This window comes from Streptomyces sp. NPDC098781, assembly GCF_044759995.1.
Taxonomy (GTDB): domain Bacteria; phylum Actinomycetota; class Actinomycetes; order Streptomycetales; family Streptomycetaceae; genus Streptomyces.
The window spans coordinates 116,321-132,301 of sequence record NZ_JBIWAK010000011.1 but is presented as its reverse complement, the minus strand read 5'-3'; the positions used below and the strand labels follow the sequence as shown (position 1 = coordinate 132,301).

Sequence of the window (15,981 nt, the reverse complement as noted above, 5' to 3'; positions counted from 1 at the left end):
GGCCTGGCTTTCCGCCGACGTCCGGGCGTTCCGCCATCCGACTCTAACCGCGTGCATGCCCGAGGGGAACAAACCGTAAGCGTGACCTGACCAACAGTGCCGGTGCACGGGGGGCGCACGGAGTCATGGCGTCCAGCAAGTGGACAAAGCCGCGCGCCTGTTCGAGTGAGATCGTTGTTCGCTAAACGGACATCGACTTCACATAATGCAATTGACCTGTTCAAGTCAAGGTCTGTTTTTTCTGCTTAACCTCTAGTCAAATGTCGTCACTTGACTACACGCGTTCATCAGGCGCACGCGGAAACTCCACGACCAGGACCCTTCCCTCCGCGTGCCCGGACGCGGGGGAGGAAGCAAGTGACCAGCAGACCCTGGACGTTCCGAACGGCGGCAACCGCCGTCGCGCTCGCGACCGCAGCGGCGACGTTCTCGACCTTCGCGGTGGCGCACGCCGACGAAGGCGCGCCGGCGGCGTCCGTCGAGCGGCACGACCCGGCGGAGCACACTCACGCCGACCACAACCTCGACGGCCCGATGAGCAAGACTCAGGAGGCGCAGCGCGAGGAGGCCCTGAACCAGCTCATATCCGGGCGGACCAAGGCCAAGAAGCGTGACGGCTCGCAGGTCGTCGAGCTCAAGAGCAAGAAGGGCGACAGCAAGTACGTCGAGCTGGGCCGCGAGAAGACCGACAAGATCTTCACGATCCTGGTCGAGTTCGGCGACAAGATCAGCGAGTTCGGCGGCACCGCCGGCCCGCTGCACAACCAGATAGCCAAGCCGGACCGCAAGAAGGACAACTCCACGGCCTGGCGGTCCGACTACAACCGGCAGTACTTCGAGGACCTGTACTTCGGCACCGGCAGCAAGACCGAGTCGGTCAAGAAGTACTACGAGAAGCAGTCCTCCGGCCGTTACTCGGTCGAGGGCGAGGTCGCCGACTGGGTCAAGGTCCCGTACAACGAGGCCCGTTACGGCAACAACGCCTGCGGCCAGACCAACTGCTCCAGCGTCTGGAACGTCGTCAGCGACGGTCTGAACGCGTGGGTCGCCCAGCAGAAGGCAGCTGGGAAGACCGACGCCGAGATCAAGACGGACGTCAAGCAGTTCGACCAGTGGGACCGCTACGACTTCGACGGCGACGGCGACTTCAACGAGTCCGACGGCTACATCGACCACTTCCAGGTCGTGCACGCCGGTGAGGACGAGTCCGCGGGCGGCGGCGCGCAGGGCACCGACGCCATCTGGGCCCACCGCTGGTACGCGTTCGGCACCGACGCGGGTGCCACCGGCCCCGCGGGCAACAAGCTGGGCGGCGCGAAGATCGGCGACACCGGCGTCTGGGTCGGCGACTACACGGTCCAGCCGGAGAACGGCGGCCTCGGCGTCTACGCCCACGAGTACGGCCACGACCTCGGTCTGCCGGACCACTACGACACCCAGGGCGGGGAGAACTCCACCGGCTTCTGGACCCTGATGTCCTCCGGTTCCTGGCTCGGCACCGGCAAGAAGGAGATCGGTGACCTGCCGGGCGACATGACCGCCTGGGACAAGCTCCAGCTGGGCTGGCTGAAGTACGACACGGCCAAGGCCGCCACGAACTCGTGGCACAAGCTGGGCGTCGCCGAGTACAACACCAAGCACAAGCAGGCCCTCGTGGTCGAGCTGCCCAAGAAGAAGGTCACCACCGAGGTCGTCAAGCCCGCCCAGGGCGAGAACCAGTGGTGGAGCGGCAGCGGCGACAACCTCGCCAACACGCTGACCCGTTCGGTGGACCTCACCGGCAAGTCGGCGGCCTCGCTGACCCTCGACGGCTGGTACGACATCGAGGCCGAGTACGACTACCTCTACACCGAGGTCTCCACCGACGGTGGCGCCAACTGGACCGCCATCGACGGCACCGTCGACGGCGCGGCCCTCCCGAAGGACGCCAGCGGCAAGCCCGCGATCACCGGCACGGTGGACGCGTACAAGAAGCTGGTCTTCCCGCTCGACGCCTACGCGGGCAAGAAGATCGACCTGCGCTTCCGCTACCAGACGGACGGCGGCGTGGCCCAGAAGGGCTTCGCGGCCGACCAGATCACCGTGACCGCGGACGGCACGGCGGTGTTCTCCGACAACGCCGAGGCCGCGGACGCCGCTTGGAAGACGAAGGGCTTCTCGCGCATCGGCGCGTCCATCACGGACGACTACGCCCAGTACTACATCGCCGAGAACCGTCAGTACGTGTCGTACGACAAGACCCTGAAGACCGGCCCGTACAACTTCGGCTTCTCGAAGAGCCTTCCGGACTGGGTGGAGCACTACGCCTACCAGAACGGCCTGTTGATCTGGAAGTGGGACACCTCCCAGCAGGACAACAACACCAGCCAGCACCCCGGTACCGGTCTGGTCCTGCCGATCGACTCCCACCCGACCCCCATGAAGTGGTCCGACGGCACGCTGATGCGCAACCGCATCCAGGCCTACGACTCGCCGTTCAGCAAGTTCCGCACGGACGGCATGTGGCTGCACAACGCGGACGTCGCGACCAAGATCCCGTCGAGTGCGGGGGTGTCGGTCTTCAACGACCGCACCAGCACGTACTACGACGCGACGAACCCCGCCGCGGGTGTCAAGATCACTGACACCAACACCAAGATCAAGATCGTCAAGGAGGCCAAGGACGGCTCGACGATCGAGCTCGAGGTCGGCCCCGCAGTGAAGTAAAACGCGTTTCAGCAGGTCAGAGCATGATCGGCGGTGACCCCCTGGCGGGGTTGCCGCCGCTCGTGTTTAGGTGCACCCTGTGCTTCCGTTATTGACACCGCACCGAGAAACGGGGAGTAGGGGCATGGCCGCAGGAGGTTTCTGCAAGCTGCCGTCCGGCAGCGTGGTGGTGGCGCTGAACCTGCCCAGACCCACCACGGACGGCACGGGCTGCGTCCGTGTCCTCGTGCACGCCCAGAACCGCGCCCGAGCCCTGACCAGGCTCCGCAACCTGGGCATGCGAGCGGTCTACCTGCGCGGCAACGCGGCCCCGCCGACGCTGGACGAGATCACCGCGGTCCTCCACCACCCCGACGGCCTGATATGGCGTACGGCCCCGGACCACGGCGTCGCCACGAGCCCGGAACTGATGCAGGAGCTCTGGCACCCGATCCGAGCGCTGCTGAGACGCCCCGCGGCGACCTAGGCCACGACCGGCTTCCCTGTCAGCTCGACCCCGGCCTCACGCATCGCCTCGAGCGCCGCCTCCGTGGTCTCCGTGGCCACCCCCGCGGTCAGGTCCAGCAGCACCTGGGTGCGAAACCCCTCGCGCGCGGCATCCAGCGCGGTGGCCCGCACACAGTGGTCGGTGGCGATCCCCACCACGTCCACCTCGGACACCTCCCGGGCCCGCAGCCAGTCGGCCAGCTTCACGCCGTTCTCGTCGGCCCCCTCGAACCCGCTGTACGCGGCCGCGTACGCCCCCTTGTCGAAGACGGCGTCGATCGCGCCCGAGGCGACCGCGGGGGCGAAGTTCGGGTGGAACCCGACCCCCTCCGTGCCCGCGACACAGTGCGCCGGCCAGGAGCGGACGAAGTCGGGGTGGGCGGAGAAGTGACCGCCGGGGGCGATGTGGTGGTCGCGGGTGGCCACCACGTGCTGGTAGCCGGAGCCGGCCGCCTGCCCGATCAGCTCGGTGACGGCGGCGGCCACATCGGCTCCGCCGGCCACGGCTAGGCTGCCCCCCTCGCAGAAGTCGTTCTGCACGTCTACGACGATCAAGGCGCGGCGCATGGTCGGTGTCCTTCGGTTATGGACGCTGAGGTCGGGACGGTGAAAGCGTGCGGGCCCGGCCGTGAACTTCCGAGCCTAGAGACTTCGGGTGCGGTGCGGGAGGGGGCACGGAGTGAGCGCGCCGGGCGCACTCGCCTCACGACCCCGTCCGGCTCCCCGAGCGCCCGTTGACATACTCCGTCGGAATGACAGGTTCTCCTCGCGAGAGCTGCGTCGCCGACAGCGGCAGATTCGCCCGGGCCGCCGTGTGCCGGTCCCGTACGGCGTCCAGCGGCTCGCGCGCCACCACGTCGCCGCCCTTGATCAGCTCGACCAGCAGCTGCCGGTCGGCGAGCTCGTCGGGCACCGCCCCCGTGCCGACGACCTCGGCCTCCGCGACGCCGTACTCGTCGAGGCGGCGCGCCGCCCACTTGCGCCCGCCGATGGAGGTCTTGCCGCCGCTGGACTTCTTCGCCACCGCCACCAGCGGCGCCGCCGGGTCGGTGGACTCGGCGCGCGCGACCAGCTTGTAGACCATCGAGCAGGTCGGATGCCCGGACCCGGTCACCAGCTGGGTGCCGACGCCGTACGCGTCCACCGGCGCCGCCGCCAGGGAGGCGATGGCGTACTCGTCCAGGTCCGAGGTCACGATGATCCTGGTGCCGGTGGCGCCCAGCTCGTCCAGCTGCTGGCGGACCCGGTGCGCGACGAGCAGCAGGTCGCCCGAGTCGATCCGGACCGCGCCGAGGCCCGGACCGGCGACCTCCACGGCCGTACGGACCGCCTCTGCGACGTCGTAGGTGTCCACGAGCAGCGTGGTGCCCCGGCCCATGGAGGCCACCTGGGCCTGGAAGGCGTCGCGCTCGCGGTCGTGCAGCAGGGTGAAGGCGTGGGCGCTGGTGCCGACGGTGGGGATGCCGTAGCGGAAGCCGGCCGCCAGGTCGGAGGTGGAGGCGAAGCCGCCGAGGTAGGCGGCCCTGGAGGCGGCCACCGCGGCGAGCTCGTGGGTGCGCCGGGCGCCCATCTCGATGAGCGGGCGGTCACCGGCGGCCGACGACATCCGGGAGGCGGCCGCGGCGATCGCGGAGTCGTGGTTGAGGATGGACAGGATCACGGTCTCCAGCAGCACGCACTCGGCGAAGCTGCCCTCTACCCGCATGATCGGCGAGCCCGGGAAGTAGACCTCGCCCTCGGGGTAGCCCCAGATGTCGCCGGAGAAGCGGTAGTCCGCGAGCCACTTCAGGGTCTGCTCGTCGACGATGGAGTGCTCACGCAGGAAGCCGAGGAGGCCGTCGTCGAAGCGGAAGTTCTCGACGGCGTCCAGGACCCGGCCGGTGCCGGCCACGACGCCGTAGCGCCGGCCTTCGGGCAGCCGCCGGGTGAAGACCTCGAACACGCTCCGCCGCTCGGCCGTGCCCGCCTTCAGGGCGGCCTGGAGCATCGTCAGCTCGTACTGGTCCGTGAAGAGCGCCGTGGAGGGTACGTGCACCGGCAGCCCAAGGTCCGCTGTGTTCATGGCAACCGATGGTACCCCCATCTCGTCAATCTGACGATTTGGTCCCGGGGGTGAGCCGGGGGTTCGCCCGGGATTTGTGCGACCACCCCCCTCCGGTGGCAGCATGGGCACTGTGACGTCACCCGCTCCCGTAGAGATCGAACGCACCGAATCGGCGGAGGAGACAGTCGCCGTCCCCGAGCCGGACGTCCCCTGGGTCACGATCGTGCACAACGACCCGGTCAACCTGATGAGCTATGTGACCTACGTCTTCCAGTCGTACTTCGGCTACACCAAGGACAAGGCCACCAAGCTCATGCTCGATGTCCACCACAAGGGCCGGGCGGTCGTCTCCAGCGGCTCTCGCGAGGAGATGGAACGCGATGTGCAGGCGATGCACGGTTACGGTCTGTGGGCCACCCTCCAGCAGGACCGGAAGTAGCGAATCGTCTCCATGCCAGGAACCTTCGAACCGCTCCCCGGCGGCGGCGCGGCCGTCGCCCTCGACGACGTCGAGATCTCCATCATCCGATCGCTGGCCGTGCAGCTCCTGGAGCTGATCGGCCCCGGCCCCGGCGAGGACGCCCCCGACGACCCGCTCGCCGAGCTGTTCGCCGACGGCCCGAGCGAACCGCCCGCCGACCCGGTCCTCAAGCGGCTGTTCCCGGACGCCTACAGCGACCCCGAGGGCACCCCGCAGGCTCAGGAGGCCGAGGAGCAGCGGGCGTACTCCGCCGAGTTCCGCCGCTACACCGAGAACGACCTGCGGGCCGGCAAGCGCGACAACGCGCTCACGGTGGTCCGCTGTCTGGACTCGCTGAGCACCGCCTCCGCCGGTGAGGGCGGCGCGGTGCTGAAGCTCTCCGTCGAGGAGTCCCAGCAGTGGCTCGGCGCCCTCAACGACCTGCGGCTGGCCATCGGCTCCCGGCTGGACATCGCCGACGAGGACGACACCGATCTGCTCTACCGGCTCCCGGACGAGGATCCGCGCAAGCCGATGGTGATGGCGTATCTGTGGCTGGGCGGGCTCCAGGAGACGCTGGTCGGGACGCTCATGCCGTAGTTCGCGACGCGCATGCCGTGATTTGCGACCTTGATGTGTTGGTTTGTGACGTTTTTGTGTTCGCTCAGCGGACGCTCAAATCCGGATAACGATCGCGTCACCGCCGCCACCCGCAATGGGGGGCGGCGTTGCGTTTGTCCGGTTCTTCCTGTGTGGTGCGCCACATGCGCCTTAACCGATCACTGTGACGGCCGTGATAAATCTTCACGACGCCCGGCGAACACCACCCGAATGTTCGGCCGGGTGCGCCACGTGACCGGCGGATCGTCGGTCAGGCACAGCTCCAGCAATCCGGGGGGATCGAGACCCGATCCGAGGCCGCCGAAGGGCCCGGGTCGGCATGGAGAAAGGCGCACCACACATGACCTCACCGAAGGTCACTGACACAGCGGCCACGAGTGCCCCCGAGGAGGGGTACGAGCGGGGTCTCGGCAGTCGTCAGGTCCAGATGATCGCGATCGGCGGCGCCATCGGCGTCGGCCTGTTCATGGGTGCCGGAGCGAACATCGCGAAGGCCGGACCCAGCATCATCCTCATGTACGCCCTCGCGGGCGTCGTCATCTTCTTCATCATGCGGGCCCTGGGCGAGCTGCTCCTGTACCGGCCCGTCTCCGGCTCCTTCGCCGAGTACGCCCGGGAATTCCTCGGCCCGTTCTTCGGGTTCGTCACGGGCTGGACGTACTGGCTGATGTGGGTGGTCACCGGCATGGCCGAGCTCACGGCCGCCGCGATCTACATCCACTTCTGGTTCCCCGAGATCCCGCAGTGGGTCAGCGCCCTGGTCTTCCTGGTGGTGCTCTTCGGCGTCAACCTGATCTCCGTCAAGATCTTCGGCGAGGTCGAGTTCTGGTTCTCGATGATCAAGGTCACGGCCATCATCGGCATGATCGTCATCGGTCTCGGCGTGCTCACCCTCGGCTTCTCCGACGCCGGTGACACCGCCGCCGTCTCCAACCTCTGGTCGCACGACGGCTTCTTCCCGAACGGCATCGGCTCCAGCCTGATGACGCTCCAGGGCGTCATGTTCGCCTACCTCGCCGTCGAGCTCGTCGGCGTCACCGCGGGCGAGTCCGAGAACCCCGAGAAGACCCTGCCCAAGGCCATCAACACGCTGCCCTGGCGCATCATCGTCTTCTACGTCGGCGCGCTGCTGGTCATCCTGTCCGTGGTGAAGTGGACCGAGTTCTCCGCCGGTGAGAGCCCCTTCGTCCACGCCTTCGGCAAGATCGGCATCCCGCTCGCCGCGGGCATCGTGAACTTCGTGGTGCTCACCGCGGCCCTGTCGTCCTGCAACTCCGGCATGTACTCCACCGGCCGCATGCTGCGCGACCTGGCCGCCAACAGCGAGGCCCCGCAGGCGTTCGGCAAGCTCAACTCCCGCAAGACGCCCGCCATCGGCATCACGGTCTCCGTGGCGCTCATGGGCATCGGCGTGGTCCTGAACTACGTCGTCCCGGAGAAGGCGTTCCTCTACGTCACCTCCGTCGCCACCGCGGCCGGCATCTGGACCTGGATGATGATCCTCGTCAGCCACATCCGCTACCGTGCCGCGGTGGACGCCGGCCGGCTGCGCGCGTCGTCCTTCCCCGCTCCCGGCGGGGCGCTGTTCAGCTGGGTCGCGCTCCTCTTCCTCATCGGCGTGACCTGCATGATCGCGTACGACAAGGACGCGCGGGTCTGCCTGTACGTCGCGGCCGGCTGGGCCGTGGCCCTGGGCGTCGGCTGGGCGGTTCTCAAGAGCCGCAACCCGCAGATCGCCGCCCGCCGCGGCGACGGGTCGGAACTGGAAAAGGTCGGCTGACACCCAGACCGTGGACGTCCAGCCGGCCGGGGGCACTCGTGGCGCCCCCGGCCGGCTGCCGCTCAGGACGTCCGCACCAAGGACGTCCCCACGTCCGGCATATGGGCCGCTCCGTACCATCCCTCGGTACGGGGCGGCCCCTCTGCTTATCCTGGCGAGCATGCTGACCATCACCCAGGCCCTTGTCGACCAGATCGTCGCCCACGCGCGCAAGGACCACCCGGACGAGGCGTGCGGCGTCATCGCCGGCCCGGAGGGCTCGGACCGCCCCGAGCGCTTCATCCCGATGCTGAACGCGGCCATGTCGCCCACGTTCTACGAGTTCGACTCCGGCGACCTGCTCAAGCTCTACCGCGAGTTGGACGACCGCGACGAGGAGCCGGTGGTCATCTACCACTCCCACACCGCCACCGAGGCCTACCCCTCGCGCACCGACATCTCCTACGCCAACGAGCCCGGCGCCCACTACGTCCTCGTCTCCACCGCAGACACCGACGGCCTCGGCGACTTCCAGTTCCGCTCCTTCCGGATCGTCGACGGCGAGGTGACGGAGGAGGAGGTCAAGGTCGTCGAGGCCTACTGACTGCTCCGCAGGTGGGGCCGTGGCCGTCCGCGTCGCCGTCGTGGCTGGTCGCGCCCGCGCGGCGAGCCGCACATCGATGCAGCCCCGCGCCCCTTCCGGGGGCGCTGTCTCAGCTGTCGGCCGGAATGTGTCCGCGATGTGGGATCACATTCCAAAAGCCGGACCGGGAATCGATACGATGACCCCATGGTTTCCCACGACGTGAGCGAAAAGACGCCGGGCATGTTGCTCGTGGCGCGGCTGCACGTCGACCTGTGCAGGCTCGCCAGCGCCATCTGTTGACGCGACACCCTGCCGCCGTACGGCCGTGAGCCGCGGCGCCTCACACGCACCACCCTCCGCTGTACTGCGCTGCCGCGCGCCCCCGACTGACTACTCCCGACAGGAGCCCTGAGCCATGGCCATCGAGGTCCGCATCCCCACCATCCTCCGCACCTACACCGACGGTCAGAAGGCGGTGGAGGGCAGTGGTGACACCCTCGCCGAGCTGTTCACCGATCTCGAGACCCGGCACACGGGCATCCAGGCCCGCATCGTGGACGGCGACCAGCTGCGCCGCTTCGTCAACGTCTACCTGAACGACGAGGACGTCCGCTTCCTCGACGGCATCAACACCAAGCTCGCCGACGGCGACAACGTCACGATCCTGCCGGCGGTGGCCGGCGGTATGGCCTGATCAGGATGCGTTACGACTCCCCGCTCGCCGCGGTGGGCAACACCCCTCTGGTGCGCCTGCCGCGGTTGTCGCCGTCCGAGGACGTCCGCGTCTGGGCCAAGCTGGAGGACCGCAACCCCACCGGCTCGGTCAAGGACCGCCCCGCCCTGCACATGATCGAGCAGGCGGAGAAGGACGGCCGGCTGACTCCCGGCTGCACGATCCTCGAACCCACCAGCGGCAACACCGGTATCTCCCTGGCCATGGCGGCCAAGCTCAAGGGCTACCGCATGGTCTGCGTGATGCCCGAGAACACCTCGCAGGAGCGCCGGGACCTGCTCGGCATGTGGGGTGCGGAGATCATCTCCAGCCCGGCGGCGGGCGGCTCCAACACCGCCGTACGGGTCGCCAAGGAAATCTCGGCCGAGCACCCCGACTGGGTGATGCTCTACCAGTACGGCAACCCCGACAACGCCGGCGCCCACTACGCCACCACCGGCCCGGAGATCCTCGCCGACCTCCCCTCGGTCACGCACTTCGTCGCCGGCCTCGGCACCACCGGCACCCTGATGGGCGTCGGCCGCTACCTGCGCGAGCACAAGCCGGACGTGAAGATCGTCGCCGCCGAACCCCGCTACGACGACCTGGTGTACGGCCTGCGCAACCTCGACGAGGGCTTCGTACCCGAGCTGTACGACGCCTCCGTCCTCACCACCCGCTTCTCCGTCGGCTCGGCCGACGCGGTCACCCGTACCCGTGAACTCCTCCAGCAGGAGGGCATCTTCGCGGGCGTCTCCACCGGGGCCGCGCTGCACGCCGCGATCGGCGTCGGGAACAAGGCGCTGAAGGCGGGGGAGTCCGCCGACATCGTGTTCGTCGTCGCCGACGGCGGCTGGAAGTACCTGTCGACCGGCGTCTACACCGCCGCCACGACGGAAGAGGCCATCGAGACGCTCCAGGGTCAGCTCTGGGCATGAGCCGGCCCGCCGGCTCGGGGCCCGCGAGGGCCTGATCACAGGGCTCGGGCCCGGACGGGGCGAGTGACGGCGCCCTACGGCGAGAGGTGACGGACCTGGTCCCACACGACCGGGTCCATCACCCCGACCCGCCGCCGGAAGTCCCACACCGGCACGAGCCGCAGCTCGGCCGTCTCCAGAAAACTCGCCCGGCCCCGCGCGTCCCCGACCGCACCCGGCGGCAACGGGATGACGCCGTACCGCTCGTCCCGGTACTTGCTGGTGATCTTCGCGACGGTGACCTGCTGCCCGCGCACCGCGAGCACCAGACACGGCCGGTCCTTCGCCCCCGGCCCGTCCTCGTACGGCACCCTCGCCCACCAGATCTCGGCGGGCACCGGCTTGGCCGACGCACGACGCCGCCCCGGTCTTCCCGGCGGCCGGGTCCGCCGCCCCTTCGGCCGCCGCCCGCGTCCCCACCCGTCCACGAGCGTGGCGACCAGCGCCAGCAGTACCACCGCGGCGAGCGCCAGCCACCAGGACGTGTCCATGAGGACGAAGGTACCGGCGGGCCCTCACCCGCGCGCGCGTTCTCCCCCTCCCATCCGTCGCCCCCACCACCCCTGTACGAGTGCTTCGCACGCACCTCTCGTTTCTCGCGCCGCGTATCCAGCCGAACGCGTGACACCACAGGTGAGTTCGCCCACAACAGACCTTTGCGGAGGAGCGACCGGAGGTTTTGCGCCTTACGCTCGACAAACCGCACGACCCCCGACGCCCCAATTCCCGATCTTCTGGATTTCCCGCCAGCGGAGGTTTCTGTTTCATGAAGCTCACCGTCGTCGGCTGCTCGGGGTCGTTCCCGTCCGCGGAATCGGCCTGCTCGAGCTACCTCGTCGAGGCCGACGGCTTCCGGTTGCTTCTCGACATGGGCAACGGTGCCCTTGGCGAGTTGCAGCGCCACTGCGGTCTCTACGACCTCGACGCGATCTTCCTCAGCCACCTGCACGCCGACCACTGCATCGACATGTGCGCGTACTTCGTCGCGCGCTACTACCGGCACGACGGCGGCCGCTGCGACCCGATCCCGGTCTACGGACCCGAGGGCACCGAACAGCGCCTGACCACCGCCTACGCCGACACCCCCACCGCCTCGTCCATGAGCGAGGTCTTCGACTTCCACACCGTCAAGCCCTCCACCTTCGAGATCGGCCCGTTCCTGGTGCACACGGAACGCGTGGCCCACCCGGTGGAGGCGTACGGCATCCGTATCGAGCACGGTGGAAGGACGCTGACCTACTCGGGCGACACGGGCATCAGCACCGCCCTGGACGAACTCGCCCGCGACGCGGACCTGTTCCTGTGCGAGGCGGCTTTCACGCACGGCAAGGAGAACATCCCCGACCTGCACCTCAACGGGCGCGAGGCGGGTCAGTCGGCGGCGCGCGCGGGCGCCCGCAGCCTGGTCCTCACCCACATCCCGCCGTGGACCGACCCCCAGGTCAACCTGGCCGACGCGCGCGAGGTCTACGACGGTCCGGTGGCGCTCGCCGCGCCCAGCCAGGTGTACGAGATCTAGCCGGCGAACAGCCGGTCGAGAAGCAGCCCGTACGGGGTTCGGGCCCGTACGCGCGAGAAAGGCCCCGGAACCTCTTCGGTCCCGGGGCCTTCGTCGTGGTGTGGGGCCTACTTGGCCTCCGCCTTCTGGAGCTCGGCGAGTTCCTCGTCGGACTCACGGCCCGGCGTGGGCAGGTTGAACTTGATGATCGCGAACCGGAAGACCGCGTAGTAGACCGCCGCGAAGCACAGGCCCACCAGCGCCAGGCCCCACGGGTTGGTCGCGATGCCGAGGTTCAGGCCGAAGTCGACCGCGCCGGCCGAGAAGCCGAAGCCGTCCTTCATGCCGAGTGCCCAGGTCAGCGCCATGGAGACACCCGTCAGCACCGCGTGGATGGCGTACAGGACCGGCGCGATGAACATGAAGGTGAACTCGATGGGCTCGGTCACGCCGGTGACGAACGAGGTCAGCGCGAGGGAGAACATCATGCCGCCGACGACCTTGCGGCGCTCGGGGCGGGCGCAGTGCACGATCGCCAGGCAGGCGGCCGGAAGGGCGAACATCATGATCGGGAAGAAGCCGGTCATGAACTGTCCGGCCGTCGGGTCACCGGCCAGGAAGCGGGCGATGTCGCCGCTCTTGCCCTCGTACTCGCCCGCCTGGAACCAGGGGAAGGAGTTCAGCAGGTGGTGCATGCCGATCGGGATCAGCGCACGGTTGGCGACACCGAAGATGCCGGCGCCGACCGCGCCCGAACCGACCAGCCACTCACCGAAGTTGTGCAGACCGGTGCCGAGGACCGGCCAGATGTAGCCGAAGACGATGCCAATGATCAGGCCTGCGAAGGCCGACAGGATCGGGACCAGCCGGCGGCCGCCGAAGAAGCCCGCCCAGTCGGGCAGCTTGGTGCGGTAAAAGCGCTGGTAGAGCAGGGCGACGACGATGCCCATGACCACGCCGCCGAGCACCTTGGCGTCCACCGCCTGCTCGACCATGACGATCTTGCCGTCGACTATGGCTTCTTTCTTGGGCAGGCTGCCGTCGGTGAACGTGCCCAGCACGTTCTTGAAGACCAGGTAGCCGACGACCGCCGCGAGCGCGGTCGAGCCGTCCGACTTCTTCGCGAAGCCGATCGCGATGCCCACCGCGAAGAGCAGGGCCATGTTGTCCAGGATGGCGTTGCCGCCGGCGGTCATGAAGCCCGCGATCTTCGTCAGGAAGGCGGGGTACTCCGGGTCACCGAGCATGTCGGCGTTGCCGAAGCGGACCAGAAGCGCGGCGGCGGGCAGCACGGCCACCGGCAGCATCAGACTGCGGCCGATACGCTGCAGGACAGCCATCGCGCCGGCGCTCTTCTTCTTGTCGGCCGCGGGAGCGGCGCTGGCCGTGGTCACAACTTCCTCCAGAGGGCATGGCGCCGCCCGGGGAAAAGGATGGGGACGGCGGCGTCTCATCGCCATGCGGAAGCGCCGCATGGTCTACACCACTGAGTGGTGTAGACCTGTTGTAGCACGGTGAAGGCCGGATAAGGAACCCGCGATTTCTGTGACGAAACGGCTACGCCGTACCCGGCGCGGAACGCTTACACCCTCGTGGTGTCCTCGACCTGGTCCTCGGGCTCCCGGCCCGGAGTCCGGAGATCGAACTTCGTGATCGCGAAACGGAAGATCACGTAATAGACCGCGGCGAAGCACAGACCGATCGGAATCATCGCCCAGGGCTTGGTCGCCAGGTTCCAGTTGATGATGTAGTCGATCAGCCCGGCGGAGAAGCTGAACCCGTCGTGCACGCCCAGCCCCCACGTCACCGCCATCGACACACCCGTCAGCAGCGCGTGCACCGCGTACAGCACCGGGGCGACGAACAGGAACGAGTACTCGATCGGTTCCGTGATGCCGGTGACGAACGACGTCAGCGCGACCGACAGCATCAGGCCGCCGACCTCCTTGCGGCGGCTGGGACGCGCGCAGTGGGTGATGGCGAGAGCCGCGGCCGGCAGCGCGAACATCATGATCGGGAAGAAGCCCGAGGTGAACTGGCCCGCATCCGGGTCGCCCGCCAGGAACATGTTGATGTCACCGTGCACCACCGTGCCGTCCGGCTTGGTGTACGTGCCGAACTGGAACCAGATGGGCACGTTGAGGAACTGATGCAGCCCGATGACCAGCAGCGCCCGGTTGGCGACGCCGAACACGCCCGCGCCCCACGCGTCCAGGCCGTCCATCCAGTCGCTGAAGCTCTCCAGCGCGTCACCGATCGGCGGCCAGATCCACAGACACAGCGCCGCGAAGGCGATCGCCACGAACGCCATGATGATGGGCACCAGACGCCGGCCGTTGAAGAAGCCGAGCCAGTCCACCAGCTTCGTACGGTGGTAGCGGGCCCAGAAGAAGGCCGCCAGCAGGCCGATCACGATGCCGCCGAAGACACCCGGGTTCTGGTACTCGAAGACGGTCACCGTCCCGTCCTCCACCTGGCAGCCGACGTTCGGCACCGCCTTCGAGCCCTCCGGACAGTCCTCCGGGAACTGCCGCAGCACCGTGTAGTAGACGAGGAACCCCACCACCGCCGCCAGCGCCGTCGAGCCGTCGGACTTCTTCGCCATGCCGATGGCCACACCGATGCAGAACAGCAGCGGCAGCCCGAGCGAACCGTCCAGCAGCGCGCCGCCCGCGCCCGCCATCACCTTGGAGACATCGGTCCAGCCCAGACCGTCGTCGCCGAACACGTCCGGCTGGCCCAGGCGATTGAGAATGCCGGCGGCCGGCAGTACGGCGATGGGCAGTTGGAGGCTGCGGCCCATCTTCTGGAGGCCCTGGAAGAACTTGTTCCAGCGAGCCCGCGCGGGACTGATGGCGGAGCTGTCGGCACTCATGGACGCCCCTCGGTAAGGTGGTGTAGACCAGTTGGCGGACGGTTCCACGTCGTGAACGCCATCCTTCGGCACGGACGACATGACCGCTCGCAAAGATGGGCCAACTGTGGGTTACTGCGACAAAGCGGTTCGGATCAGGGAGAAGCAACATGGCCAGCAAGGCTGAGAAGATCGTCGCCGGGCTCGGCGGCATCGAGAACATCGAAGAGATCGAGGGCTGCATCACCCGGCTCCGCACCGAGGTCAGCGACCCCTCGCTGGTCGACGACGCCGCCCTGAAGGCCGCCGGCGCCCACGGCGTCGTCAAGATGGGCACCGCCATCCAGGTCGTCATCGGCACCGACGCCGACCCGATCGCCGCGGAGATCGAAGACATGATGTGAAGCGCGGGCATCGTCCCGGGCCTCAGGCCATGAGGAGCCCTTCCCACCGGGGAGGGGCTCCTTCCCCTTGTGCGGCTAGGCTCACGCCATGGCAGCTACCTCCTCAACTTCCCGAATCGACGCTCGCACCCCCGAGCAGCTCCGCCCGGTCACCATCGAACGCGCCTGGAGCAAGCACGCGGAGGGCTCTGTCCTCGTCTCCTTCGGCGACACCAAGGTCCTGTGCACCGCCTCCTTCACCGAAGGGGTCCCGCGCTGGCGCAAGGGCAGCGGAGAGGGCTGGGTCACCGCGGAGTACGCCATGCTGCCCCGCGCCACCAACACCCGCGGCGACCGCGAATCCGTCCGCGGCAAGATCGGCGGCCGCACCCACGAGATCAGCCGCCTCATCGGCCGCTCCCTGCGCGCGGTCATCGACTACAAGGCGCTCGGCGAGAACACGATCGTCCTCGACTGCGACGTCCTCCAGGCCGACGGCGGCACCCGCACCGCCGCCATCACCGGCGCCTACGTCGCCCTCGCCGACGCCATCGCCTGGGCCCAGGGCAGGAAACTGATCAAGCCCGGCCGCAAGCCGCTCACCGGCACCGTCAGCGCCGTCTCGGTCGGCATCGTCGACGGCGTCCCGCTCCTCGACCTCCGCTACGAGGAGGACGTGAAGGCCGACACCGACATGAACGTCGTCTGCACCGGCGACGGCCGCTTCGTCGAGGTCCAGGGCACCGCCGAGGCCGAGCCCTTCGCCCGCGAAGAGCTCAACGCCCTTCTGGACCTGGCCGTTTCGGGCTGCGGGGAGCTGGCAGACCTCCAGCGCAAGGCGCTTGATACCGTCCTCGAAAAGTAAAGGGCGCGCCAAGAAGAGCCGCCGCTTCGG

Annotated in this window: 17 protein-coding genes; 12 read left to right on the top strand and 5 right to left on the bottom strand. The window is 68.4% G+C overall.

The window, feature by feature from the left end; genetic code table 11:
• Positions 1–357 precede the first annotated feature (357 nt).
• Positions 358–2,706: an immune inhibitor A domain-containing protein gene (locus tag ACIQWG_RS36230; RefSeq protein WP_404103865.1), complete on the top strand. Its 2,349-nt coding sequence runs from the start codon at positions 358–360 to the stop codon at positions 2,704–2,706.
• A gap of 124 nt (positions 2,707–2,830) precedes the next feature.
• Complete coding sequence (locus ACIQWG_RS36225; RefSeq protein ID WP_404103863.1) at positions 2,831–3,172, top strand: hypothetical protein; 342 nt, start codon at positions 2,831–2,833, stop codon at positions 3,170–3,172.
• On the opposite strand, the gene ACIQWG_RS36220 is transcribed toward ACIQWG_RS36225, so the two are convergent.
• A complete protein-coding gene (locus tag ACIQWG_RS36220) occupies positions 3,169–3,759 on the bottom strand; it encodes an isochorismatase family protein (protein ID WP_404103860.1) in 591 nt (196 codons plus the stop codon). The two genes, ACIQWG_RS36225 and ACIQWG_RS36220, sit on opposite strands and share 4 nt — an antisense overlap.
• Before the next feature lie 136 nt (positions 3,760–3,895).
• Positions 3,896–5,254 (bottom strand): nicotinate phosphoribosyltransferase, encoded by a 1,359-nt coding sequence (locus ACIQWG_RS36215; RefSeq protein WP_404103857.1) that lies wholly within the window; start codon positions 5,252–5,254, stop codon positions 3,896–3,898.
• A 103-nt stretch (positions 5,255–5,357) separates the two neighbouring features.
• Between ACIQWG_RS36215 and clpS the strand changes: the two genes are divergently transcribed.
• The 7 genes from clpS (at position 5,358) to ACIQWG_RS36180 (ending at position 10,312) form a co-directional block, all read left to right on the top strand.
• On the top strand, positions 5,358–5,675 hold the full coding sequence (gene clpS, locus ACIQWG_RS36210) for an ATP-dependent Clp protease adapter ClpS (protein WP_404103854.1): 318 nt from the start codon (positions 5,358–5,360) through the stop codon (positions 5,673–5,675).
• A gap of 12 nt (positions 5,676–5,687) precedes the next feature.
• Entirely contained in the window at positions 5,688–6,296 is a 609-nt protein-coding gene (locus ACIQWG_RS36205) for a DUF2017 domain-containing protein (RefSeq protein ID WP_404103851.1), read from the top strand.
• 361 nt (positions 6,297–6,657) lie between these two features.
• The gene (locus ACIQWG_RS36200) at positions 6,658–8,097 is read left to right on the top strand and encodes an amino acid permease (RefSeq protein ID WP_404103848.1); all 1,440 of its coding nucleotides are present in this window, start codon (positions 6,658–6,660) and stop codon (positions 8,095–8,097) included.
• Between the two features lie 160 nt (positions 8,098–8,257).
• Positions 8,258–8,680 carry a Mov34/MPN/PAD-1 family protein gene (locus ACIQWG_RS36195; protein WP_404103845.1) on the top strand — a complete coding sequence of 141 codons (423 nt, stop codon included), beginning with the start codon at positions 8,258–8,260 and terminating at the stop codon, positions 8,678–8,680.
• Positions 8,681–8,866: 186 nt separating this feature from the next.
• Positions 8,867–8,962 (top strand): putative leader peptide, encoded by a 96-nt coding sequence (locus ACIQWG_RS36190; RefSeq protein ID WP_019759525.1) that lies wholly within the window; start codon positions 8,867–8,869, stop codon positions 8,960–8,962.
• Positions 8,963–9,077: 115 nt separating this feature from the next.
• Positions 9,078–9,356, top strand: a complete 279-nt coding sequence (locus ACIQWG_RS36185) for a MoaD/ThiS family protein (RefSeq protein WP_393519302.1) — start codon at positions 9,078–9,080, stop codon at positions 9,354–9,356.
• 5 nt (positions 9,357–9,361) lie between these two features.
• Positions 9,362–10,312: a PLP-dependent cysteine synthase family protein gene (locus tag ACIQWG_RS36180; RefSeq protein ID WP_404103840.1), complete on the top strand. Its 951-nt coding sequence runs from the start codon at positions 9,362–9,364 to the stop codon at positions 10,310–10,312.
• A gap of 74 nt (positions 10,313–10,386) precedes the next feature.
• Here the strand turns inward: ACIQWG_RS36180 and ACIQWG_RS36175 are convergent, their stop codons facing one another.
• Positions 10,387–10,842 carry a type II toxin-antitoxin system PemK/MazF family toxin gene (locus ACIQWG_RS36175; protein WP_404103837.1) on the bottom strand — a complete coding sequence of 152 codons (456 nt, stop codon included), beginning with the start codon at positions 10,840–10,842 and terminating at the stop codon, positions 10,387–10,389.
• A gap of 275 nt (positions 10,843–11,117) precedes the next feature.
• Here ACIQWG_RS36175 and ACIQWG_RS36170 point away from each other — a divergent pair, with 275 nt between their 5' ends.
• Positions 11,118–11,870 carry an MBL fold metallo-hydrolase gene (locus ACIQWG_RS36170; RefSeq protein ID WP_404103834.1) on the top strand — a complete coding sequence of 251 codons (753 nt, stop codon included), beginning with the start codon at positions 11,118–11,120 and terminating at the stop codon, positions 11,868–11,870.
• 107 nt (positions 11,871–11,977) lie between these two features.
• Here ACIQWG_RS36170 and ACIQWG_RS36165 read toward each other — a convergent pair whose 3' ends face one another.
• Together ACIQWG_RS36165 and ACIQWG_RS36160 are read right to left on the bottom strand one after the other, a co-directional pair.
• Positions 11,978–13,243, bottom strand: a complete 1,266-nt coding sequence (locus ACIQWG_RS36165) for a PTS transporter subunit EIIC (RefSeq protein WP_404103831.1) — start codon at positions 13,241–13,243, stop codon at positions 11,978–11,980.
• A gap of 188 nt (positions 13,244–13,431) precedes the next feature.
• On the bottom strand, positions 13,432–14,724 hold the full coding sequence (locus tag ACIQWG_RS36160; RefSeq protein WP_404103828.1) for a PTS transporter subunit EIIC: 1,293 nt from the start codon (positions 14,722–14,724) through the stop codon (positions 13,432–13,434).
• Between the two features lie 149 nt (positions 14,725–14,873).
• Between ACIQWG_RS36160 and ACIQWG_RS36155 the strand changes: the two genes are divergently transcribed.
• Positions 14,874–15,107 (top strand): glucose PTS transporter subunit EIIB, encoded by a 234-nt coding sequence (locus ACIQWG_RS36155; protein WP_404103825.1) that lies wholly within the window; start codon positions 14,874–14,876, stop codon positions 15,105–15,107.
• Positions 15,108–15,195: 88 nt separating this feature from the next.
• Complete coding sequence (rph, locus tag ACIQWG_RS36150; RefSeq protein ID WP_404103822.1) at positions 15,196–15,951, top strand: ribonuclease PH; 756 nt, start codon at positions 15,196–15,198, stop codon at positions 15,949–15,951.
• Positions 15,952–15,981: the final 30 nt, after the last annotated feature.

Bases quoted from the DNA above. Each gene is read 5' to 3' on its own strand.
- ACIQWG_RS36225 (WP_404103863.1), top strand. From the start codon at position 2,831: ATGGCCGCAGGAGGTTTCTGCAAGCTGCCGTCCGGCAGCGTGGTGGTG.
- ACIQWG_RS36220 (WP_404103860.1), bottom strand. From the start codon at position 3,759: ATGCGCCGCGCCTTGATCGTCGTAGACGTGCAGAACGACTTCTGCGAG.
- ACIQWG_RS36215 (WP_404103857.1), bottom strand. From the start codon at position 5,254: ATGAACACAGCGGACCTTGGGCTGCCGGTGCACGTACCCTCCACGGCG.
- clpS (WP_404103854.1), top strand. From the start codon at position 5,358: ATGGGCACTGTGACGTCACCCGCTCCCGTAGAGATCGAACGCACCGAA.
- ACIQWG_RS36205 (WP_404103851.1), top strand. From the start codon at position 5,688: ATGCCAGGAACCTTCGAACCGCTCCCCGGCGGCGGCGCGGCCGTCGCC.
- ACIQWG_RS36200 (WP_404103848.1), top strand. From the start codon at position 6,658: ATGACCTCACCGAAGGTCACTGACACAGCGGCCACGAGTGCCCCCGAG.
- ACIQWG_RS36195 (WP_404103845.1), top strand. From the start codon at position 8,258: ATGCTGACCATCACCCAGGCCCTTGTCGACCAGATCGTCGCCCACGCG.
- ACIQWG_RS36190 (WP_019759525.1), top strand. From the start codon at position 8,867: ATGGTTTCCCACGACGTGAGCGAAAAGACGCCGGGCATGTTGCTCGTG.
- ACIQWG_RS36185 (WP_393519302.1), top strand. From the start codon at position 9,078: ATGGCCATCGAGGTCCGCATCCCCACCATCCTCCGCACCTACACCGAC.
- ACIQWG_RS36180 (WP_404103840.1), top strand. From the start codon at position 9,362: ATGCGTTACGACTCCCCGCTCGCCGCGGTGGGCAACACCCCTCTGGTG.
- ACIQWG_RS36175 (WP_404103837.1), bottom strand. From the start codon at position 10,842: ATGGACACGTCCTGGTGGCTGGCGCTCGCCGCGGTGGTACTGCTGGCG.
- ACIQWG_RS36170 (WP_404103834.1), top strand. From the start codon at position 11,118: ATGAAGCTCACCGTCGTCGGCTGCTCGGGGTCGTTCCCGTCCGCGGAA.
- ACIQWG_RS36160 (WP_404103828.1), bottom strand. From the start codon at position 14,724: ATGAGTGCCGACAGCTCCGCCATCAGTCCCGCGCGGGCTCGCTGGAAC.
- ACIQWG_RS36155 (WP_404103825.1), top strand. From the start codon at position 14,874: ATGGCCAGCAAGGCTGAGAAGATCGTCGCCGGGCTCGGCGGCATCGAG.
- rph (WP_404103822.1), top strand. From the start codon at position 15,196: ATGGCAGCTACCTCCTCAACTTCCCGAATCGACGCTCGCACCCCCGAG.